Annotated in this window: 14 protein-coding genes; 8 read left to right on the plus strand and 6 right to left on the minus strand. The window is 42.9% G+C overall.

All coding sequences use genetic code 11. The features are described 5' to 3' along the window. Positions 1–48 precede the first annotated feature (48 nt). The 6 genes from MHM98_RS06860 (at position 49) to MHM98_RS06885 (ending at position 5,615) form a co-directional block, all read left to right on the plus strand. Complete coding sequence (locus tag MHM98_RS06860) at positions 49–1,530, plus strand: carboxypeptidase (protein ID WP_239438909.1); 1,482 nt, start codon at positions 49–51, stop codon at positions 1,528–1,530. A gap of 229 nt (positions 1,531–1,759) precedes the next feature. Continuing rightward, the gene (locus MHM98_RS06865; protein ID WP_239438518.1) at positions 1,760–2,176 is read left to right on the plus strand and encodes a hypothetical protein; all 417 of its coding nucleotides are present in this window, start codon (positions 1,760–1,762) and stop codon (positions 2,174–2,176) included. A 47-nt stretch (positions 2,177–2,223) separates the two neighbouring features. After that, the gene (locus MHM98_RS06870) at positions 2,224–2,784 is read left to right on the plus strand and encodes a hypothetical protein (RefSeq protein WP_239438519.1); all 561 of its coding nucleotides are present in this window, start codon (positions 2,224–2,226) and stop codon (positions 2,782–2,784) included. 273 nt (positions 2,785–3,057) lie between these two features. After that, positions 3,058–3,357, plus strand: a complete 300-nt coding sequence (locus MHM98_RS06875) for a YrhB domain-containing protein (RefSeq protein WP_239438520.1) — start codon at positions 3,058–3,060, stop codon at positions 3,355–3,357. 580 nt (positions 3,358–3,937) lie between these two features. Next, the gene (locus MHM98_RS06880) at positions 3,938–4,738 is read left to right on the plus strand and encodes an alpha/beta hydrolase-fold protein (protein ID WP_239438521.1); all 801 of its coding nucleotides are present in this window, start codon (positions 3,938–3,940) and stop codon (positions 4,736–4,738) included. A gap of 94 nt (positions 4,739–4,832) precedes the next feature. Continuing rightward, complete coding sequence (locus tag MHM98_RS06885; RefSeq protein WP_239438522.1) at positions 4,833–5,615, plus strand: hypothetical protein; 783 nt, start codon at positions 4,833–4,835, stop codon at positions 5,613–5,615. A 130-nt stretch (positions 5,616–5,745) separates the two neighbouring features. Here the strand turns inward: MHM98_RS06885 and MHM98_RS06890 are convergent, their stop codons facing one another. The 5 genes from MHM98_RS06890 to MHM98_RS06910 form a co-directional block, all read right to left on the minus strand. After that, entirely contained in the window at positions 5,746–6,855 is a 1,110-nt protein-coding gene (locus MHM98_RS06890; protein ID WP_239438523.1) for a PepSY-associated TM helix domain-containing protein, read from the minus strand. Positions 6,856–6,987: 132 nt separating this feature from the next. After that, on the minus strand, positions 6,988–9,078 hold the full coding sequence (locus MHM98_RS06895; protein WP_239438524.1) for a TonB-dependent siderophore receptor: 2,091 nt from the start codon (positions 9,076–9,078) through the stop codon (positions 6,988–6,990). Between the two features lie 208 nt (positions 9,079–9,286). Then, a complete protein-coding gene (locus MHM98_RS06900; protein ID WP_239438525.1) occupies positions 9,287–12,454 on the minus strand; it encodes an efflux RND transporter permease subunit in 3,168 nt (1,055 codons plus the stop codon). Between the two features lie 10 nt (positions 12,455–12,464). Next, positions 12,465–13,517 carry an efflux RND transporter periplasmic adaptor subunit gene (locus tag MHM98_RS06905; protein ID WP_239438526.1) on the minus strand — a complete coding sequence of 351 codons (1,053 nt, stop codon included), beginning with the start codon at positions 13,515–13,517 and terminating at the stop codon, positions 12,465–12,467. Beyond that, the gene (locus tag MHM98_RS06910) at positions 13,510–14,181 is read right to left on the minus strand and encodes a TetR/AcrR family transcriptional regulator (protein ID WP_239438527.1); all 672 of its coding nucleotides are present in this window, start codon (positions 14,179–14,181) and stop codon (positions 13,510–13,512) included. Before MHM98_RS06910 ends, MHM98_RS06905 begins: the two co-directional genes overlap by 8 nt. A 276-nt stretch (positions 14,182–14,457) precedes the next feature. Here MHM98_RS06910 and MHM98_RS06915 point away from each other — a divergent pair, with 276 nt between their 5' ends. Beyond that, positions 14,458–14,601 (plus strand): hypothetical protein, encoded by a 144-nt coding sequence (locus tag MHM98_RS06915; RefSeq protein ID WP_239438528.1) that lies wholly within the window; start codon positions 14,458–14,460, stop codon positions 14,599–14,601. A gap of 96 nt (positions 14,602–14,697) precedes the next feature. On the opposite strand, the gene MHM98_RS06920 is transcribed toward MHM98_RS06915, so the two are convergent. Then, positions 14,698–16,425, minus strand: a complete 1,728-nt coding sequence (locus tag MHM98_RS06920) for a lysophospholipid acyltransferase family protein (RefSeq protein ID WP_239438529.1) — start codon at positions 16,423–16,425, stop codon at positions 14,698–14,700. A gap of 202 nt (positions 16,426–16,627) precedes the next feature. On the opposite strand from MHM98_RS06920, the gene MHM98_RS06925 reads away from it, so the two are divergent. Further along, positions 16,628–17,065, plus strand: a complete 438-nt coding sequence (locus tag MHM98_RS06925; RefSeq protein ID WP_239438530.1) for a MarR family transcriptional regulator — start codon at positions 16,628–16,630, stop codon at positions 17,063–17,065. Positions 17,066–17,100: the final 35 nt, after the last annotated feature.

Raw genomic sequence — 17,100 nt, forward strand, 5'->3', positions numbered from 1 at the left:
CAACATGGAATCACTATGAAAACCTCACCTTTTTTGCTCGGCTTGAGCATGGTGCTGTTAGTTAGCTTTAACAGCGCCGCCAAAGACTACAGTCGTAACATTGAAATCGACGCTAGCAATACCACCAAGCACAGCACCACCATTAACGGTAAGAAAGTCAAATACACCGCCACCACAGGCACCCAACCAGTTTGGAATAGCGAAGGCGAGCCAACAGCTAGTTTGTTTTACACCTACTACCAACGCACCGATATTAAAAACAAGGCCAAGCGCCCATTACTGATTTCATTTAACGGTGGTCCCGGCTCAGCATCAGTTTGGATGCACGTGGCTTACACTGGTCCGAAAACTCTAAACGTTGACGATGAAGGCTATCCGCTACAACCTTATGGCGTAAAAACTAATCCCCACTCAGTGCTAGATATCGCCGACATCGTATTCGTAAACCCAGTAAATACCGGCTATTCACGTGTGCTACCAAACAAAGACGGTAAAATGCCGAGCAAGGACAAACAAAAGAAAATGTTCTTTGGCGTTAATGCGGATGTTAAATACCTCGCCGATTGGATTAACACCTTCGTCACTCGCAATAATCGCTGGCGCTCACCTAAATACCTTATCGGTGAAAGCTACGGTACAACCCGTGTTTCTGGTTTAGCGCTAGAACTTCAATCGCGTCAATGGATGTATTTAAACGGCGTGATTTTAGTATCACCAACCGATATCGGCATCGAGCGCAAAGGCCCAGTGAAAGCGGCTAACCGTCTGCCATACTTCACAGCCACAGCATGGCATCACAAAGTACTGCCACCAGCACTGCAAAACCGCGATTTACTCGATGTCCTAAAAGAAGTTGAAGCCTTTACTATCGACAGCTACTTACCAGCTATTGCCAAAGGCGGCTTTATTAACGCCGATGACAAACAAGCTCTTGCCGACAAAGTCGCTTATTACTCAGGGTTATCAAAACGTGCGGTGTTAGATAACAACCTCGACATTAACACCAGCTTCTTCTGGAAAGAGCTGCTGCGTGATAAAGAATTCACCGTTGGCCGTCTAGATTCGCGTTACCTTGGTATCGACAAGAAAAACGCTGGCTCACGTCCCGATTACAACGCAGAATTGACTTCATGGTTACACAGCTTCACCCCAGCGATTAACTACTATCTACGCGAAGAGTTAAACTACAAAACCGATCTCAAATACAACATGTTCGGCAATGTGCACCCATGGGATCGCACAGGTAACCGCACTGGCGAAAACCTCCGCTTAGCCATGGCACAAAATCCATACCTAAATGTAATGGTACAAGCGGGTTACTATGACGGCGCAACAAACTATTTCGACGCCAAATACACCCTATGGCAACTCGACCCAAGTGGAAAAATGAAAGATCGCATGTCATTCAAAGGCTACCGCAGCGGCCACATGATGTACTTGCGCAAAGAAGATTTAAAACTGTCTAACGACGACCTACGTCAATTTATTAAAAACACAATGGTTGATGGAAAAACGGCGGCTAAGTACTAAATTAAACAATTTTTAATTCCCTCATCCGCGTCATACATTGCATAGACCTGCAATGTATGCCGCAGTGCAATCTTTCCTCACAAAAACTCATCTTCCCGCAAAGACCTTCAACCAATTAAGTAGTTGACAGCTATATATTTTATCAATAACGTAAGTGCAAAATTTAAATGTGTAATGTCGGTATTATCGTGCATGCACAATAAACTAATGTTATGCCTAAAAGGAAGTTATGGACATTAAAATAATTGTGGCACTAATTGGGTTGACTGGAGTTGGGGCTAGCACCTTAATTCAGTATTACCTTGGGCGTCGAAATGAGAAGACTAAAAAGGCTATTGATATTCGTGCACAAGCTTATCTTGACTTGGTCAATACAGTTTCTGAAATTGCGTCTTCGGCCAAGCATGATGAGAAACGAAATTTAGAGCAACTACAACAGCTCACACAAGCTAAAACCAGAGTAGTTCTAATAGGTAGTGATGACGTGGTAAACGAGATACATCAGTTTTTCACAAACTATGGAGCCTTAAACACCGAAGGTTCCTTTAATGCATTCAGCAATATAGTTGCAGCAATGCGCTCAGATCTTTCAGGTAACAATAATCTGTCAAGCCGTGTTCTCTCAGAGGCATTATTTGGCAAATAATTGCGGGCATAACAACGCAATGTGCGGCGTTATAACACGGGAGAGCCATGAGTTCTTACAAAGAAGAAAATAGAAAACGGCTCATTGATCTACTTGGGTATGTGAAAGCTGACAAAAATCCCGAAGGGTGGTCTCATGTTAATTCTGTGGCAGTAGGTGGGCTTCTTAGCGTCGGCTTCTCAAGGGTGGAAACCAATCTTCTCTTGGTTGTTTCTAGTTCCGGTCGTAGCTTGGTTGATTGCGATACGGGAAATAAAATCGAACGAGATTACGAAGAGTATGAAGGCCTAGATGACTGGAATCTTACATGTAAAGGAATTGGTAGGTTAAAGGAAGAAACAATTACCATTTGTGGGCTCAATGGTGGTGGATTACCTCAAAGTAATTCGGCAGGCGAATCGTTAGAAGTGGTTTCACCTAATTGGCCTGACTATGACCTTGTATTATGTAGAGATCACAAGTGTTCATTAATTGATGGTCATCAGAGCTATTGCAATATTATCTATACCGAACACTTGCGAGGCTTTGGATTTTCTTGGTGTGGCAATTACATTGTGGCAGCTTGCGGAAGTGATTTTGACATTTGGCGAAGAAATGAAAAGTTATGAGTAGGCAGAAACGTCTCCCAAATGGGATGTCAGTTAATTCGCTAAACCAAGTTTACAAAAATGAGCTTGAGTGCTATACGATTCAATTAATAGATGAAATTAAACTACTCGTTAGAGTTCATCATTTAATAAACACCTATCTTCTTGTATATCAAGGTAATATCAAAGCTATGCGCTTTAGCGAAGTAATGCGAACAAGAGATGCGTCGTAACGAATAAAACGCGCACCTTTATACAGAGAACATGTAATTCCATCAATAAAGTGCCACGACAGTGAATAAACAAAAAGCACAACGCTTGGTTGAGGCCGAGCTAGAGCAAATCAAAGATAAATACAATCCAATAGACTGTGTGGTAATTACAGAACAAACGATAGAAAAAAATTGGGGCTGGGTGTTTTTCTATCAAAGTAAAGCCTACATTGAAACTGGCGATTTTCGCGAAATGCTTAGCGGCAATGCCCCGATAATAGTTAATCGAATGACAGGAGAGTTGTCATATACAGGCACAGCTTATGACGTAGAACACTATATAAATGAGTATGAAGCGGCATTAGCACTCAATTCCAAATAGAAACTTAGTTTTACAGAGACATAACTGGAGTATTATTATTTTTATCCGCGCTTTACGAAGTGAATTTAATTTAAAACCTTACTTTCGTGTTCAAGCTAAGAAAGTGTGCGTAGCTGGATGTGTACTCGCCCTTCCCACTTGGTATTACTTAATACATATGCTGTCCCCCTTCTTAGGTATAGAAGATAACCTTCCCATTAGACAGCATGACGTAACAATTCAGATTGCGTTTTTTGCAAGCTTTGTAATCACATTAGTTCTTTGTCTTTATATGTTTGGCACCTTAACCGCGTTGATTTATTTTGGGATAAAGTACAAGAAAGGCCACTTGAGCAAGAAGGAATTATTCGACATAGTATTTAAATGGTTATACCCCGAACGTTGGCAAAATGGCTTTTCAGAATACTTTGAACATAAAGAAAAGTAGCCACAATACGCTCATATGAATTAACAAAACTTTTAATCAACTAAAGTCGTTGGCTTTTGTTCTTTCATCATTTAAGGTTACCAACCATATTAGTTTAATCATTTGAATCTAATACTCTTTTAGTTTCCCTAGTTAGAAAATGGAATTTAAAATTTGAAGATCCTTACTGCAATACTGCTCTGCTTTATCTCGACTATAGCCAACGCGTCAAATTTCACAGAGTTGAAAACTCCTAAGTCAAAGTACTTAGTCCAAGCGCCTAAAATCACCATTGCCTTGCCATCTTCTTACGAGAAAGATCCAACTAAGAAATATCCCGTTTTTTATGTACTCGACGGTGAATTAAATGGTGATTTGGTAGATGCAACGTTACGCCGATTACATATATCTAATGGCGCAAACGAACACATAGTTATTGGTATTTCTAGTCAAAATCGACTTAGAGATTTTGCACCGACAGTCAATAAAAACCCGAGAGGGCCTGTTGGCGAAGGTGGTGGTGGCGATCTATTTCTAGATTTTATAGAAAAAGAGTTAATGCCACAGATAACTAGAAACTACCGCACAAATGGTTTCAACATCTTAGCTGGTCACTCTATCGCAGGGCTGTTAGTCGTACATAGTTTTCAATCGCGACCTACTCTCTTTCAAAGCCATTTAGCTTTTAGTCCTGCGGTTTGGTGGGGCGCAAGAGAAACATCGGCAGCGGCTAAACAATATGTAACATCGGGAAAACAAGTACCGACGTATCTCTATATGGCGATAGGTAACGAAGGCGGAAAAATGCGAGATATCTATGACTCGTTAACGCAGACGCTCGTTCGAAATCGTCATTTAAACTCAAGTTTGCTGCTCGATGAGTTCGATAATGATTCCCATGATTTCACAATGGTCGCAGGCCTTCTTAATGCGCTTAAAGGTTTATTCCAATATCAAGAGCAGCGCATGAAATAATAGTCCCGCTATATAACAGGCTGCGGCGCATAATAAGAATGCCATCAGTTTATAAATAACCCTTTATAAGCCATTTACACAAGGAACTTGATCGGTGAAGACTAGTATTTTATCGCTAGACGATACAAATTATGAAGTGCTCTGCGATGAGTACCGCGGCACTGAAATAAAATCTCTAAATGATATTCTCGACAAACTAGCTGAGTTTGAGAGTAAATATCCCAATCATGTCGCGTTAACAACACTAGATGATTTAGGTCAAGCAGAATACACGTCTATGCATGCAATAATGTCTCATGACTTAGATGATATTGAAGGCCATGATTTATCAACGGTTGACTCCTCTGCCTTTGAAGATGGGGAACACATTGGTTATCTATCTACAAAATCAGAATTTTTTATACAAAAGAGCAATTTTATTGCAAAAGCTAAATCCGTCACTTTCTCAAATGTTTGTCGTGAAAGTCTGACTTTAGATAACAAAGAGCTCAGTGTTATTGAGAAAATACACGCAAATCCACTCGACTATATTGACCGTGAAGTTGTAATAAAAATAGTTCCTGTTGAATATCCTGCTTCGGCCATTTGCGCATTTCCGAATGGGTATTTTGCATGTGATCTCAGTCCATTTGATAATTACGCACTTGCGAAGCATCTAGAGAAAAATTATGGATATAAACTATTTGGAATAGGTGCATCACTCGTTGGCTTTCAGCGTAAAGAGCCGTTAAACGCCACGCAAGCCTTACAGCTTTCAAAAGACATCGCCAAACTTTATAACAGAGATAACGATATTGCGGTTGTTAATTCCTTTTCGAAATTAACGCAAGAATTCAGCTACTTGTTCTTAAAATATGTTGAGTATCTTGAATATTAAATAGCTTTTAAATATTTCGGTCAATGGCTTCTAACTAACACTAATCAGTCGATAGTACGCAAATAAAGCCCGCATCACTTAATCAGTCAATGCGGGCTTTTTTAATCATCAATAATACGCTAACAGCGCCCTATTTCTTGCGATTTTTCCAACGACGCCACGATAGCATTACGCCAGTGTAAACCAACAAACACGCCATGAATGAAGCGACACCAGCGATGGTTTGACCGACAATACCGTAGTACTCACCAGTGTGAGCGAAGCGTACCCAGTTGCGGATTTTGCGATAGGTTGAGTAATCGTCGAAACCAGACGTATCGGCGATTACACCTGTTAGGTTATCAACGGCTACCGAGAAACGTTTCTTCGGCTCGCCGCCATTACCATTATCGACACTGAAGATGCTAACGTTTTGTGGCTCAGCTGCTACCGAGAAGCGGATAGTTTGCCACTCTGGATAAGTATCTTTGAGCATACTTAGTTGAGAATCTAAGCTTACAAGTTGCGTCGATTGCTCTGGTGCTAATGCCACAGGTTTAGCGAGCTCTTTAACAGGCTGTGTTGAAACGATTTGTTTAAGACCGTCGCCTGGCCATTTGAACGAGAAAAACAGCGCTGTTGCTGCAAGCACTACTAACACTGGCGTTAAATAAATACCAAATACATTGTGCCATTGATAATCACGCGCTTTAGTGCTGGTGTAGTTGCCCGGCAGCGTTAACTGCTTTTTAAAGGCACGGCGGTTAAAGCGTTTTGGTAGCCACAGGTAAATACCTGTTAGCGCGAGTAACACAAAAATAGCGTTAGATACGCCATTGACCCAGCGACCATTGGTGCTGAATTTGCCATCAAGCGTTAACCAGCGGTGGAAGGCGCGAACTTTACGCCAAAACAGCGTTGATTCCTTACCCGGCTCTACCAATTTTTCACCTGTGACAGGATGAAGATATGCTAATGTTTTACGGCCATCACGCAGCATAATCGGCGCGTTATGCTCATTGCTTAAAATGATCGATAAGCTGCGCTCGACTGGATAGGCGCTGGCAATGTCTTTGACTTGCGCCATCGATAGATGCTTTGCATCGGCGGCAACTACTGGATAGTCGGCGCGTTTGCCTGCGTTAATCATTTGACGTTCGTAGGTTAGTAGACCGCCAGTAATAGACATCAAGAAGATGAAAATCGCGGCACTACACCCAATGATAAGGTGAAACCAAAATAGTATTTTTCTAATGCTCATGCTATTGCTCTTTTTATTGCTTATTTTGTTACTTAAATTTTTAAGGCTGTAGAAACCCAAAAAACCAGCACCCCGTAGAGTGCTGGTTTAACATTCAGCTAACTATCTAATTCTTATATTGTTTTTATTGAATTAGAAAGATGTTTTAACTTCCAAACGCGCCATAGTGCCGTTGCCAACAGTCACGTTGTTTAAACCACCGCCTGCAACATAATCGGTGTCGAATAGATTTTCAATATTTAATCTAAAATCAACAGCTTGGCCAGAGAACTCAGTGCTGTAAGTCGCACCTAAGTTAACACGTGCGTAACCGTCTTTCTCAACAGTGTTTGCACTATCGGCAAAACGTTTACCTTGATAGAACACACCAGCGTTGAAAGCGATTGCTTCATTTAGTTCGTAACGAGACCAAACCGCTGCCGACCATTTTGGTGCATCAACAGGCGTTTTGCCTTGGTATTTAGCATCGCGCTCGTACTTAGCGTTTAGGTACATCGTTGATGCCATTAGGAATAAACGATCAGTTACCGCACCTTGTGCCGATAACTCAAAACCTTTGTGACGCTGTAAACCAGATTGCGTAGTGATTGAGTCAAAGTTAGGGTTGTCTAACACTGGCGTAGAAATTAGCGTACCGCTCTTTTCGATATCGAAAATTGCAGTTTCTACTAATAGACGTTCAGAAACCTGCCATTTACCACCGATTTCAACTTGCTTAGACTCAACTGCATCTAATGCCATGCCGTGGTTAAGATCGGTTTCGTTGTTTAGTGTTTCGCTACGTTGTGGCTCAAAACCTTCTGAGTAGTTCACGTAAACAGTCATGTCGTCTTGTGGGTGGTATAGCACGCCAAACTTAGGTACGAATGAATCGCTGTCAGCACCTTCGCGGTTTTGCTGGTCGAAACGACCACCAAATGCTACTTGCCACTCGTCGTTAAAGGTTACTAAGTCTTGGAAGTAGAAACCGTAGTAGTCATATTCACTGGTGTATAGCGTGTCATCTGTCTTGTAGCTAACATCAGGGCGTGCTGGCTCAGTTTGGCCTGGCGTGTGCTTGATGCTGCTTGATTTAGTACGTAATTGACCGTAGTAGTAATCTAACTTGTTAGCACCGAATAATACGTTGTGCTCAGTGCTGCCTAGCTTGAATTGCCCCGTTAAATCAACGAATGCTGTTTTGAACTGCCAGTCGTCGAAACGATCGTATGGGCTAGAGCTGTACTCTTGACCAGCAACGTAATCACTTGGCTTTTTAGGCGCAGATTCAAAGCGTTGACGCTCGAATGTTTGCTCGTTGTAGCCAACTTTTACTGTCCATGCATCGTTGATGTAGTAAGTTGCTTTAGCGCCAACGTTGTTTACTGTGATGTCAGTAAATGCCCAAGAGAAATCGTAAATTTTGTTCTTATCGCCAATTACTTCACCATCTGCATCTAACCAAGCACCAGTGTCTAGGCCTGCTTTGTCGTTAGTGCGATCGTAGTAAACGTTAAAGATTAAATCTTCGGTCGCTGCGTAATCGAAAGATACCGAACCTAGGAAACGGTCACGCTCGCGCTCTTCACCATTTTGGTATTCGCGATCGTACTTAACGTCTTGTTTTACTAACACACTGCGGAAAGTTAAATCATCAACGATTTGACCACCAAAGTCGCCCATGAAACGCGTAGAGCCGTTTTGATCAGTATCGAAGCTTAAGTCAATTAAACGCTTTGACGTTGGCTTTTTAGTAACCATGTTTACTAAGCCGCCCGGCGCAGACTGTCCGTACAGGATGCTTGATGGGCCTTTGATTACTTCTACGCGCTCAAGTGTTTCAATTGGCTGTTGGTAATGAGACCAGTGTTGGTGACCGTCGCGCAGGTAGCCGTTAGACGAGCTTAGCGTGAAACCACGTGAGCTAAATACTTCACGGTTACGCTGCTTAGAACCCGGTGACAAACTCGCGTCGTTGTTAAGTACTTCACCAAGCGTTGTCGCAAGTTGCTCATCGATGATCGTCTCTGGAATAACAGTAACCGCTTGTGGCGTTTCCATGAGCGAGGTATTTGAGCGCATTGCGCCTGATGCATTGTCTACTTTGTAGTTATTGAAGTAAGTACCTTTTACTTGAATAACTTCCATATCAGATTTTTTCTTTTCAGGCGCCTTGTCAGCGGCCATTGCAGACAATGGTAAAAGCGCAGCAGAAACTGCTAGAGAGAGGTAACTAAGTTTCATAAGACCAGCCATGATTTAATTAAGAGAGATTAAATTTGGGCGGCATTTTACGTTTCTTTACAATTAATGCAAACCATTCTCATTAACAACCTTATTACAATTGGTGATATCCTTTAATATTTCGACTATTTAAGAATATAAAAAAAGCGACCTATTGGCCGCTTTTTCACGAAAAATCAATGTCATTTCAAGACATTTAGCACCTTTATTACTTTGCTATGCCAGTAACAACAGTTGCATCAACTTTTTTGTCATTGAACGTCTGACTGCTGTTATTTTGAGCAACAGATTGATAGCGACGACTACCACCGAGCTTGTCACCAATGATCAAGAGACATGGTGTTAAGAACAAGGTTAGTAGAGTGGCGAAGCTTAAACCACCTGCAATAGCACTCGATAATTGTGTCCACCATTGAGTCGATGGCGCGCCAAAACTAATGCTACGGCCGATTAAATCGATATTCATCGCCAGCACCATCGGCATTAAACCAAGAACAGTTGTTACTGCCGTTAGTAATACCGGACGCAAACGCAAGCTACCAGTAATCAATGCCGCATCATATGGTTTATGACCCTTTTGGCGCAGATCATTGTAACAGTCAATCAAGACGATATTGTTGTTAACCACGATGCCCGCTAGCGCGATAATACCTACGCCCACCATTACGATACCGAAGGTTTGTCCCGTCACTAGTAAGCCTAATAAAACACCTGCCGTTGAAAAGACAATCGCCGACAATACCAAGGCCGTTTGGTAGAAGCTGTTAAATTGGGTCACCAAAATAAGCGCCATTAAGAAAATCGCAATGGCAAAAGCGGTCGCTAAGAAAGCGCCTGTTTCTTCTTGCTGCTCTTGCTCACCTTTAAACTTAAAACGAATATCTAACGGGAACTGCTCAGCTTTTAGTTTTTCGCCCATTTCAACCACTAAGTCGTTTAACAAGAAGCCCGGCGCAGGCTCTGCTTGAATAGTTACAACACGGCGACTATCAACGCGGTTAACCGTACTAGTCTTATTCGCTGGCTCAAGCGTCACGAAGTTAGACAGTGGCACTAAGCCTTGTACTGTATTGATCTTAAGCTGTAACAGCTGATCCAAGCTGCGCTGCTCTCGTGGAAAGCGAATGCGAATATCAACTTCATCATCTGACGAATCAGGACGGAATTCAGCGGCTTTAATGCCGTTGGTCACCATTTGAACCGCGTTACCAATGACACTGATATTAGCGCCATAACGACCCGCTTCTTGACGATCTACTTTTAAACGCCACTCGATACCCGGTAATGGACGGTTATCTTCAACGGCTTCAAAGCCCCCCATGTCATCCATCATGTTGCGAATTTTCGCTACCGTGGCATAAATGTTTTTGTTGTCCAAACCACTAACGAGGAGCTTGAATGGTTTACCTTGAACAGGACCATCATCGGCTTTCTTGAATTCAAGCTGCACACCGGCGATATCCTTGGTGACTTCACGCATATTCTGCAAAATTTCTTGGGCAGGACGACGCTGCTCCCAGTCAACAAACTGAAATTGAATGGTTGCGATAACATCTTCCGTCTTTTCGCCATCAACTTTGCTAAAGCTGCGACCGTACACAGATTTTAACTCTTTAAAGTCTAATAAGCGGCGCTCAACTTGGAACAATAAAGCATCTTTTTCGGCGATAGATAAATCGCCGCGAGCGTGAATATCTACCAATGCTGATTCAGGCTCAGTTTCCGGGAAGAATTCAACACCGTGCCCCAGTTGGAAATAGGCTAAATAAGTGCCCGCAATCAACAACAATGCAGCGCCAAGCGTTTTGCCTGGGTGACGCAGTAGTGTCGCCAAGATTGAACGATAGCGCTTATTAAATTCAGTATCAGGCAGTTCATCTTCATCAGCTACTGATTGCACGCCCTTGCTGCGACTGATTACGCCACCAAGCACCGGCATAAATACCAACGCCATTAGCAGTGAAGCCGTTAGACAGAACAATACGGTAATTGGCAGATACTTCATAAACTGACCAACAACGCCCGGCCAGAATACTAGCGGCATGAATACGACCAGTGTGGTTAGCGTTGCTGCTATTACAGGCCACGCCATGCGACGCGCCGCGTAAGCGAACGACTCTTTCGGTGCTATGCCCTGCTTCATACGACGGTCGGCAAGCTCGATAACAACAATAGCGCCATCTACCAGCATACCTACCACGAGAATTAGACTGAATAACACAACGATGTTAAGCGTGTAACCAATCATATTCAGTACTAAGATACCCGCAAGGAATGAACCCGGAATAGCCAAACCAACTAATAACGATGAACGCAGACCCATAGCGCCAAGGATAATAATCATTACCAGAACTATGCCTGTCATTACGTTGTTAAGCAGATCATCAAGCATGGTTTTAACCTGCGTCGACTGATCCATGATGTAGCTGTGTTTTAAGCCTTGTGGCCACAGTTTTTGATGCTCGTTAACCAGTGCCTGAACTTCTTCGATGGTTTGAATGATGTTGGCACCAACTTTCTTTTTGACCTCTAATACCATCGCTGGCTTACCACCAACGCGGGCAAAGCCTTCAGGATCCTTAAAGGTTGAACGCACGCTCGCGATGTCTTGGAAAGTCACCACCTGATCGCCAACCACTTTAACTGGCATGTTCAGCATGTCTTCAACGTTGTCGATAACGCCCGGTACTTTTAGCACCTGTCGACCGTTGTCAGTATCAATCGCACCAGCTGCAACAAGGCGGTTGTTAAAATCGATAGTACGCAATAATTCGTAGTAATCGATGTTGTAGCTTTCAAGCGCTTGTGGATCGACAATCACTTCCATTAGCTCTTCGCGATCGCCACCAATATCAACTTCTAGTACGCCAGAAAGTCCTTCGATATTGTCTTTTAAATCGCGAGCAATACGACGCACCACCCGCTCAGGAACATCACCTGATAGCGCTAAACTCAATACAGGAAATAACGCGACATTTACTTCGTGAATTTGCGGTTCGTCAGTGTCAGCAGGCAATTTACTTTTCGCAGCATCGACTTTTTCACGCACATCAAGCAGTGCTTTATCGGCGTCAAAACCCGCGTCAAATTCAAGCGTTACCGAGGCATGACCTTCACCAGAAACGGCGCGCATTTCTTTGATGCCTTCGATAGATTTCAGCTCTTTCTCCATCGGACGCACTAGTAAGCGCTCACCATCTTCTGGAGAAATGCCATCATAGGTCATCGACACATAGATAATAGGAATGGCAACGTCAGGCTGCGATTCCTTGGGAATAGAATTAAATGCCACCAAACCACTGATGAACAAGAACACCAAGATCATCATGGTGGTCCTTGCGCGGTCAACGGCGGCATTGATTAGTGCATTAATCATAATAACCTTCCTAACCTTGGCTTACGTCGACAGTTTGGCCAGCAATCACAAAATCCTGACCTAAGGTAATTAATGAAATGTTTGATGGCAGTCCCGCCAGCCACACTTTGTCACTATCAGTGCGTACAATAGTCACCGGATAAGCGACAACCTGATTGTTTTCATCCACCGCTTTTACCTGTAGGCGACCTTGATTATCGAGACTAATCGACGATGCACTTACCAAGTGTCCTTCGACTTCTTTAACCGGGATATTAAGTGATGCAGTCATACCCACCAAACGGCGGTGCTCAGGGTTGTCCACCAGCACTTCGATACGGTAGCTACGGGTATTTTCATCAGCAGTTGCCGAGATAAATGACAGAGCACCGTGAATGCTTTCACCGTTAATCAGCTGCGCTGTAACATCTTGACCTAGTACTAAACTGTCTACTTGTTGCTGTGGCACCATGGCAGTGATTTTTAGTTTCAAATCATCGACTAGTGAAATCACTTGCTGTCCGCGATCTAAGTAATCACCTAGCTCAACGTAACGACGATCGAATACACCGTCGAATGGCGCACTAATAGTCGAGTTTTCGATGTCATAATTAATTTGCTCAAGTGAAGCTTTTGCCGCAGCTACATTTGCTTGTTGTAAGCTTAAACGACTGCCAGACTCTAGCTTGCGATCAAATAATTTTTTAGTCGCTTCTAGCTCTTTCTCTTGATACTTAAGATTAGCAATGGCTTGCTCGCGCTGCGCTAAACGCGTTTTTAAATCAACCTTAGCCAGCACATCGCCTTTTTCGACACGACTACCCAATTCAACAGGCAACTCGATAATCTTGCCGTCAACTTCGGTTTTTAAGGACAGAACGCGGTTAGGTTCAACTTGTCCTTGCACGGTAATTTTCTTTGCCACTAATTTCGCTTCAGATGGCTTAACCACCACGCTCATTAGTTTATTGGCATTACTATCGCCGCTTTCGGCTTGCTCTGCTGGCGCTTCACTGCTACCAGATAACATCCAAACGATTAATAGACCAGTTAAGGCCGACGCCATAACAACGGATTTATTCATGTGAGTCTCCTGACAGATTAGCTGGTGTATCTGAGTAACCAAATATTCCTGTCATAGTAAAATTAATAATATTGGTAATAAATTTGTCTCGGGTTAAGGCGGGGGAGTCCTTAAAACAGCGAAATGTTTTGTTGTTGAGCATATCTAAGGCACCGAGATATGTTGCAAATGCTCCTAACAAGAGTTCATCAATAGGTTTTTCTGGTAAAACGCCTTCTGCTACTCCCTGTGCAAAAATACCACTGAGCATTTGAAAGTATTTCATCTCAATATCATCAAAAGCTTGTTGATATTCAGGTGGTAGACGATCATAGAACACTTCTTGATCGCAACGACGGCAGAGTTCGCTTTTTAGCGGTGATTCGATATGAGATACAAAGCTCAATTCAAACAATTGACGCATCTGGTGCTGGCATGATTGTGAACTATCAACCATAGCCATTCGATCTAATACTTCATAAGCAAAATCACACGACAAGCGCGCCATAATGGTGTCTTTACTAACGAAGTGCTTGTAAATCGTTCCTTTACCAATATCAGTCGTTTTTGCGATATCGGCGACAGTGACATTATCTAGTCCTTTCTCTTCAAATAAGGCAGCGGCAGCATCTAAGATTTCTTGCTCACGCAACCGAAATTCTCGCTCTTTTCTAGATTCAGGCATGCTTTTCTCAACTTTAGCTAATATTAAGCCATTGTTTTTAAATGGGAACCACTAGTCACACAAGGACCAACAGTCACTTTAAGACCGCCAGTCAAAGTGTGACCATCGGTCACGAATGACGAAATAGTATCTTAAATACGGCGTTGATAAAAGAGCTGTTCTATGAAAAAAAGTGATCTCAATAGATATTTTTTAGATCAGAGTGAGAGTTTATTAATTTATTTTACACAGAGTGTTTAATGTCCCCGTGTACGGGATACAGCAAACAATAAATTGATGGATCGACTTATGAAATACGCTCTGCTCTACCTCACCCTGCTCCCTGTAATAGCTGTTGCGGAAGTCACCAGTGTCAACATCGTGATTGAAAACACCATCGACTGGGGCAACGCCAAGTGGGATAAACTGGTTTGGCAATAACTTCTTCTCTCTTAAAGAAGAAAACCGCGACTCAATACGAATCGCGGTTTGCACAAATACTCTTATTTAAAAGAGCTTTGCAGAAAGAGAGATGAGTTACATGGTGGAGTTAATATCATTATTTCCTAAATAACGCTGGCGCTTCTTCGCTTTGATAAGGTGAGTATCCACCAGCACCAAACCATCGACACAATCAGAGAAATCAGGATCGATATTAAAATCTAAGAACTGCGCACCGCCCGCTTCACATAGCTCACTGTATTGTTTGTATAAGGTTGGGATTTGACATTCCATATTGGCCAACATGTTTTTAACGATAACAAAGTCGGCTTTATAGTCTTCACCAGTGATTTGCAGCTGCACCGCATCGCAAAAATCTTGTGGTAAATGATATGGCATTTTCGAGTTTACCAATTGCACATCTTCATTTGAGAAATGTAATTTGTAAAAGAATACCAATAGATCTTTAGCCGCCTTTGGCATCGCATTACTCAAGGTAACAGGCCCAAATAAATAACGTATCTCTGGGTGTTGATTGAGATAAGCACCAATGCCGTACCACAGATAATCGAGGCTGCGTTTACCCCAATATTTGGGCTGCACGAAGCTGCGACCTAGCTCCAAACCGCGCTCGAAATATGGCGTCATTTGCTTGCTGTAATCAAAGAGCGATTCTGTATATAAGGACTGCCCTGCATCCAAGATGCGTTTGGTATTGCCAAGGCGGTAAGCCCCGACAATTTCTAAATCATCCTTATCCCACAGGATCAAATGCTCGTAGTAGCGATCAAAGGGATCGACATCCCGTCTATTGCCGCTACCTTCACCCACCGCGCGAAATGCCACTTCTCGCAAACGCCCTATTTCGCGCATGACTGGCGAACTACCATGGTGTTGATAGAGATAAATCTGCTTGCCGTCTTGAGTTTTGCCAATGTGCTGACAGGCAGCAATGGCTTTTTTTAGTTCAACTTTTGGTTCGGGATGGGCAATAGCGCTCTGCGTCTTGAATAGAGGTTTCTTGTTTTTATCAATTTGATACAAATGACGACGGAACAAGCGCACTTTTTCTTTGAGATTAATGGGTAAGCCGCTATAGCTTTCAAATGGGATCAAATTACCAATGCGCATCGGTAAGTTTTTTGAACGCTGTTTAAACATCTCTTTGACTAAAAACAACGTCGATAACGGTTTGTAAATCATCGACAAGCTGTAAAACAGTGGCGAGTTTTTACCATCGACAAAAATCGGCAACACCGGCGCTTTCATCGACGTTGCCAAACGCAAAAAGCCACTGTGCCACTTGCCATCTTTAACGCCATTAGGACGCAGGCGCGATACTTCACCACAGGGAAACATAATCACCACACCTTCGTCGCTAAGTACCTTGTGCATGCGATTAATATTCTCTTTCGCTGTGCCGCCCTGCATATTGTTCACGGGAATAAGCAATTCATGCAGCGGTTCAAGTGTCATCAATAGCTGATTAGCCACCACTTTAAAGTCTTTGCGCACTTCACTAACCAATTTAATTAACGCCAAGCCATCGAGTGAACCAATCGGGTGATTTGCAACAATCACACAACGCCCAGTCGCGGGAATGCGCTCCAACTCCGAATCGCGAACCGAGTATGTAAAGTCGAAATACTGTAAAACCTGCTCGACAAAATCGAGGCCAGTGAGGTGCGGATAACGCTGAGAGAAATCGACAAAGTCTTTTTCGTGGAGTAAATCCCGCAATATAAAACGAGTGATAGAAGCCCGCAGCGAACTTGGCTCTAATTGCGGATAATTTTGTTTGATAACTTGGTCGACTGAAAACACAATTCGCTCCCTACCAGCTAAAGCTATTTCGATGCCTTAACTGTAAAAAGCGAATGTGACGAAGGTGTTCCAGTTTTATGTCGTTTTTGTGTCGAACAATATAATTGCCATGTTGTAAATACGTATCCACTCTTAATAACTTAGTTTGACTCAGCACCTAAAGCATAGGAAAATGCACGGCTAACCAACACTTGGAACCGATATGAAGTCAGACGACCCACTCTCATTAGACAATCAATTTTGTTTTGCGCTTTACGCCTCATCGTTAGCCATGACTCAATTGTATAAAAAGTTTCTTGAGCCAATCGGCATTACCTATCCGCAATACACTGTATTACTGATTTTATGGGAGCAAGATGGCGTAAGTTTAAAAGCCATTGCAGAACGACTTGGTCAAAAGTCAGGTTCGCTCACGCCTGTGTTAAAACGCATGGAAAGCGAAGGACTCATCAAACGCGTTAGAGGCATTGAAAATGACCGTTCATTAAGCGTGCAACTCACCGAACAAGGCAAAGCACTCAAATCAAAAGCTAGCGATATTAGTGATTGCGTTGTCGAGACATCTGGCCTGCCACTGGAAGAAATTAAGTCAATTATCGACAAATTAGCTCACATCAGAGCCAATATTCTCGCCGATTAGCAATAAAAAGGGTATATATCGGCTATCACGCTGGC

It is taken from the genome of Psychrobium sp. MM17-31 (genome assembly GCF_022347785.1).
Taxonomy (GTDB): Bacteria; Pseudomonadota; Gammaproteobacteria; order Enterobacterales; family Psychrobiaceae; genus Psychrobium.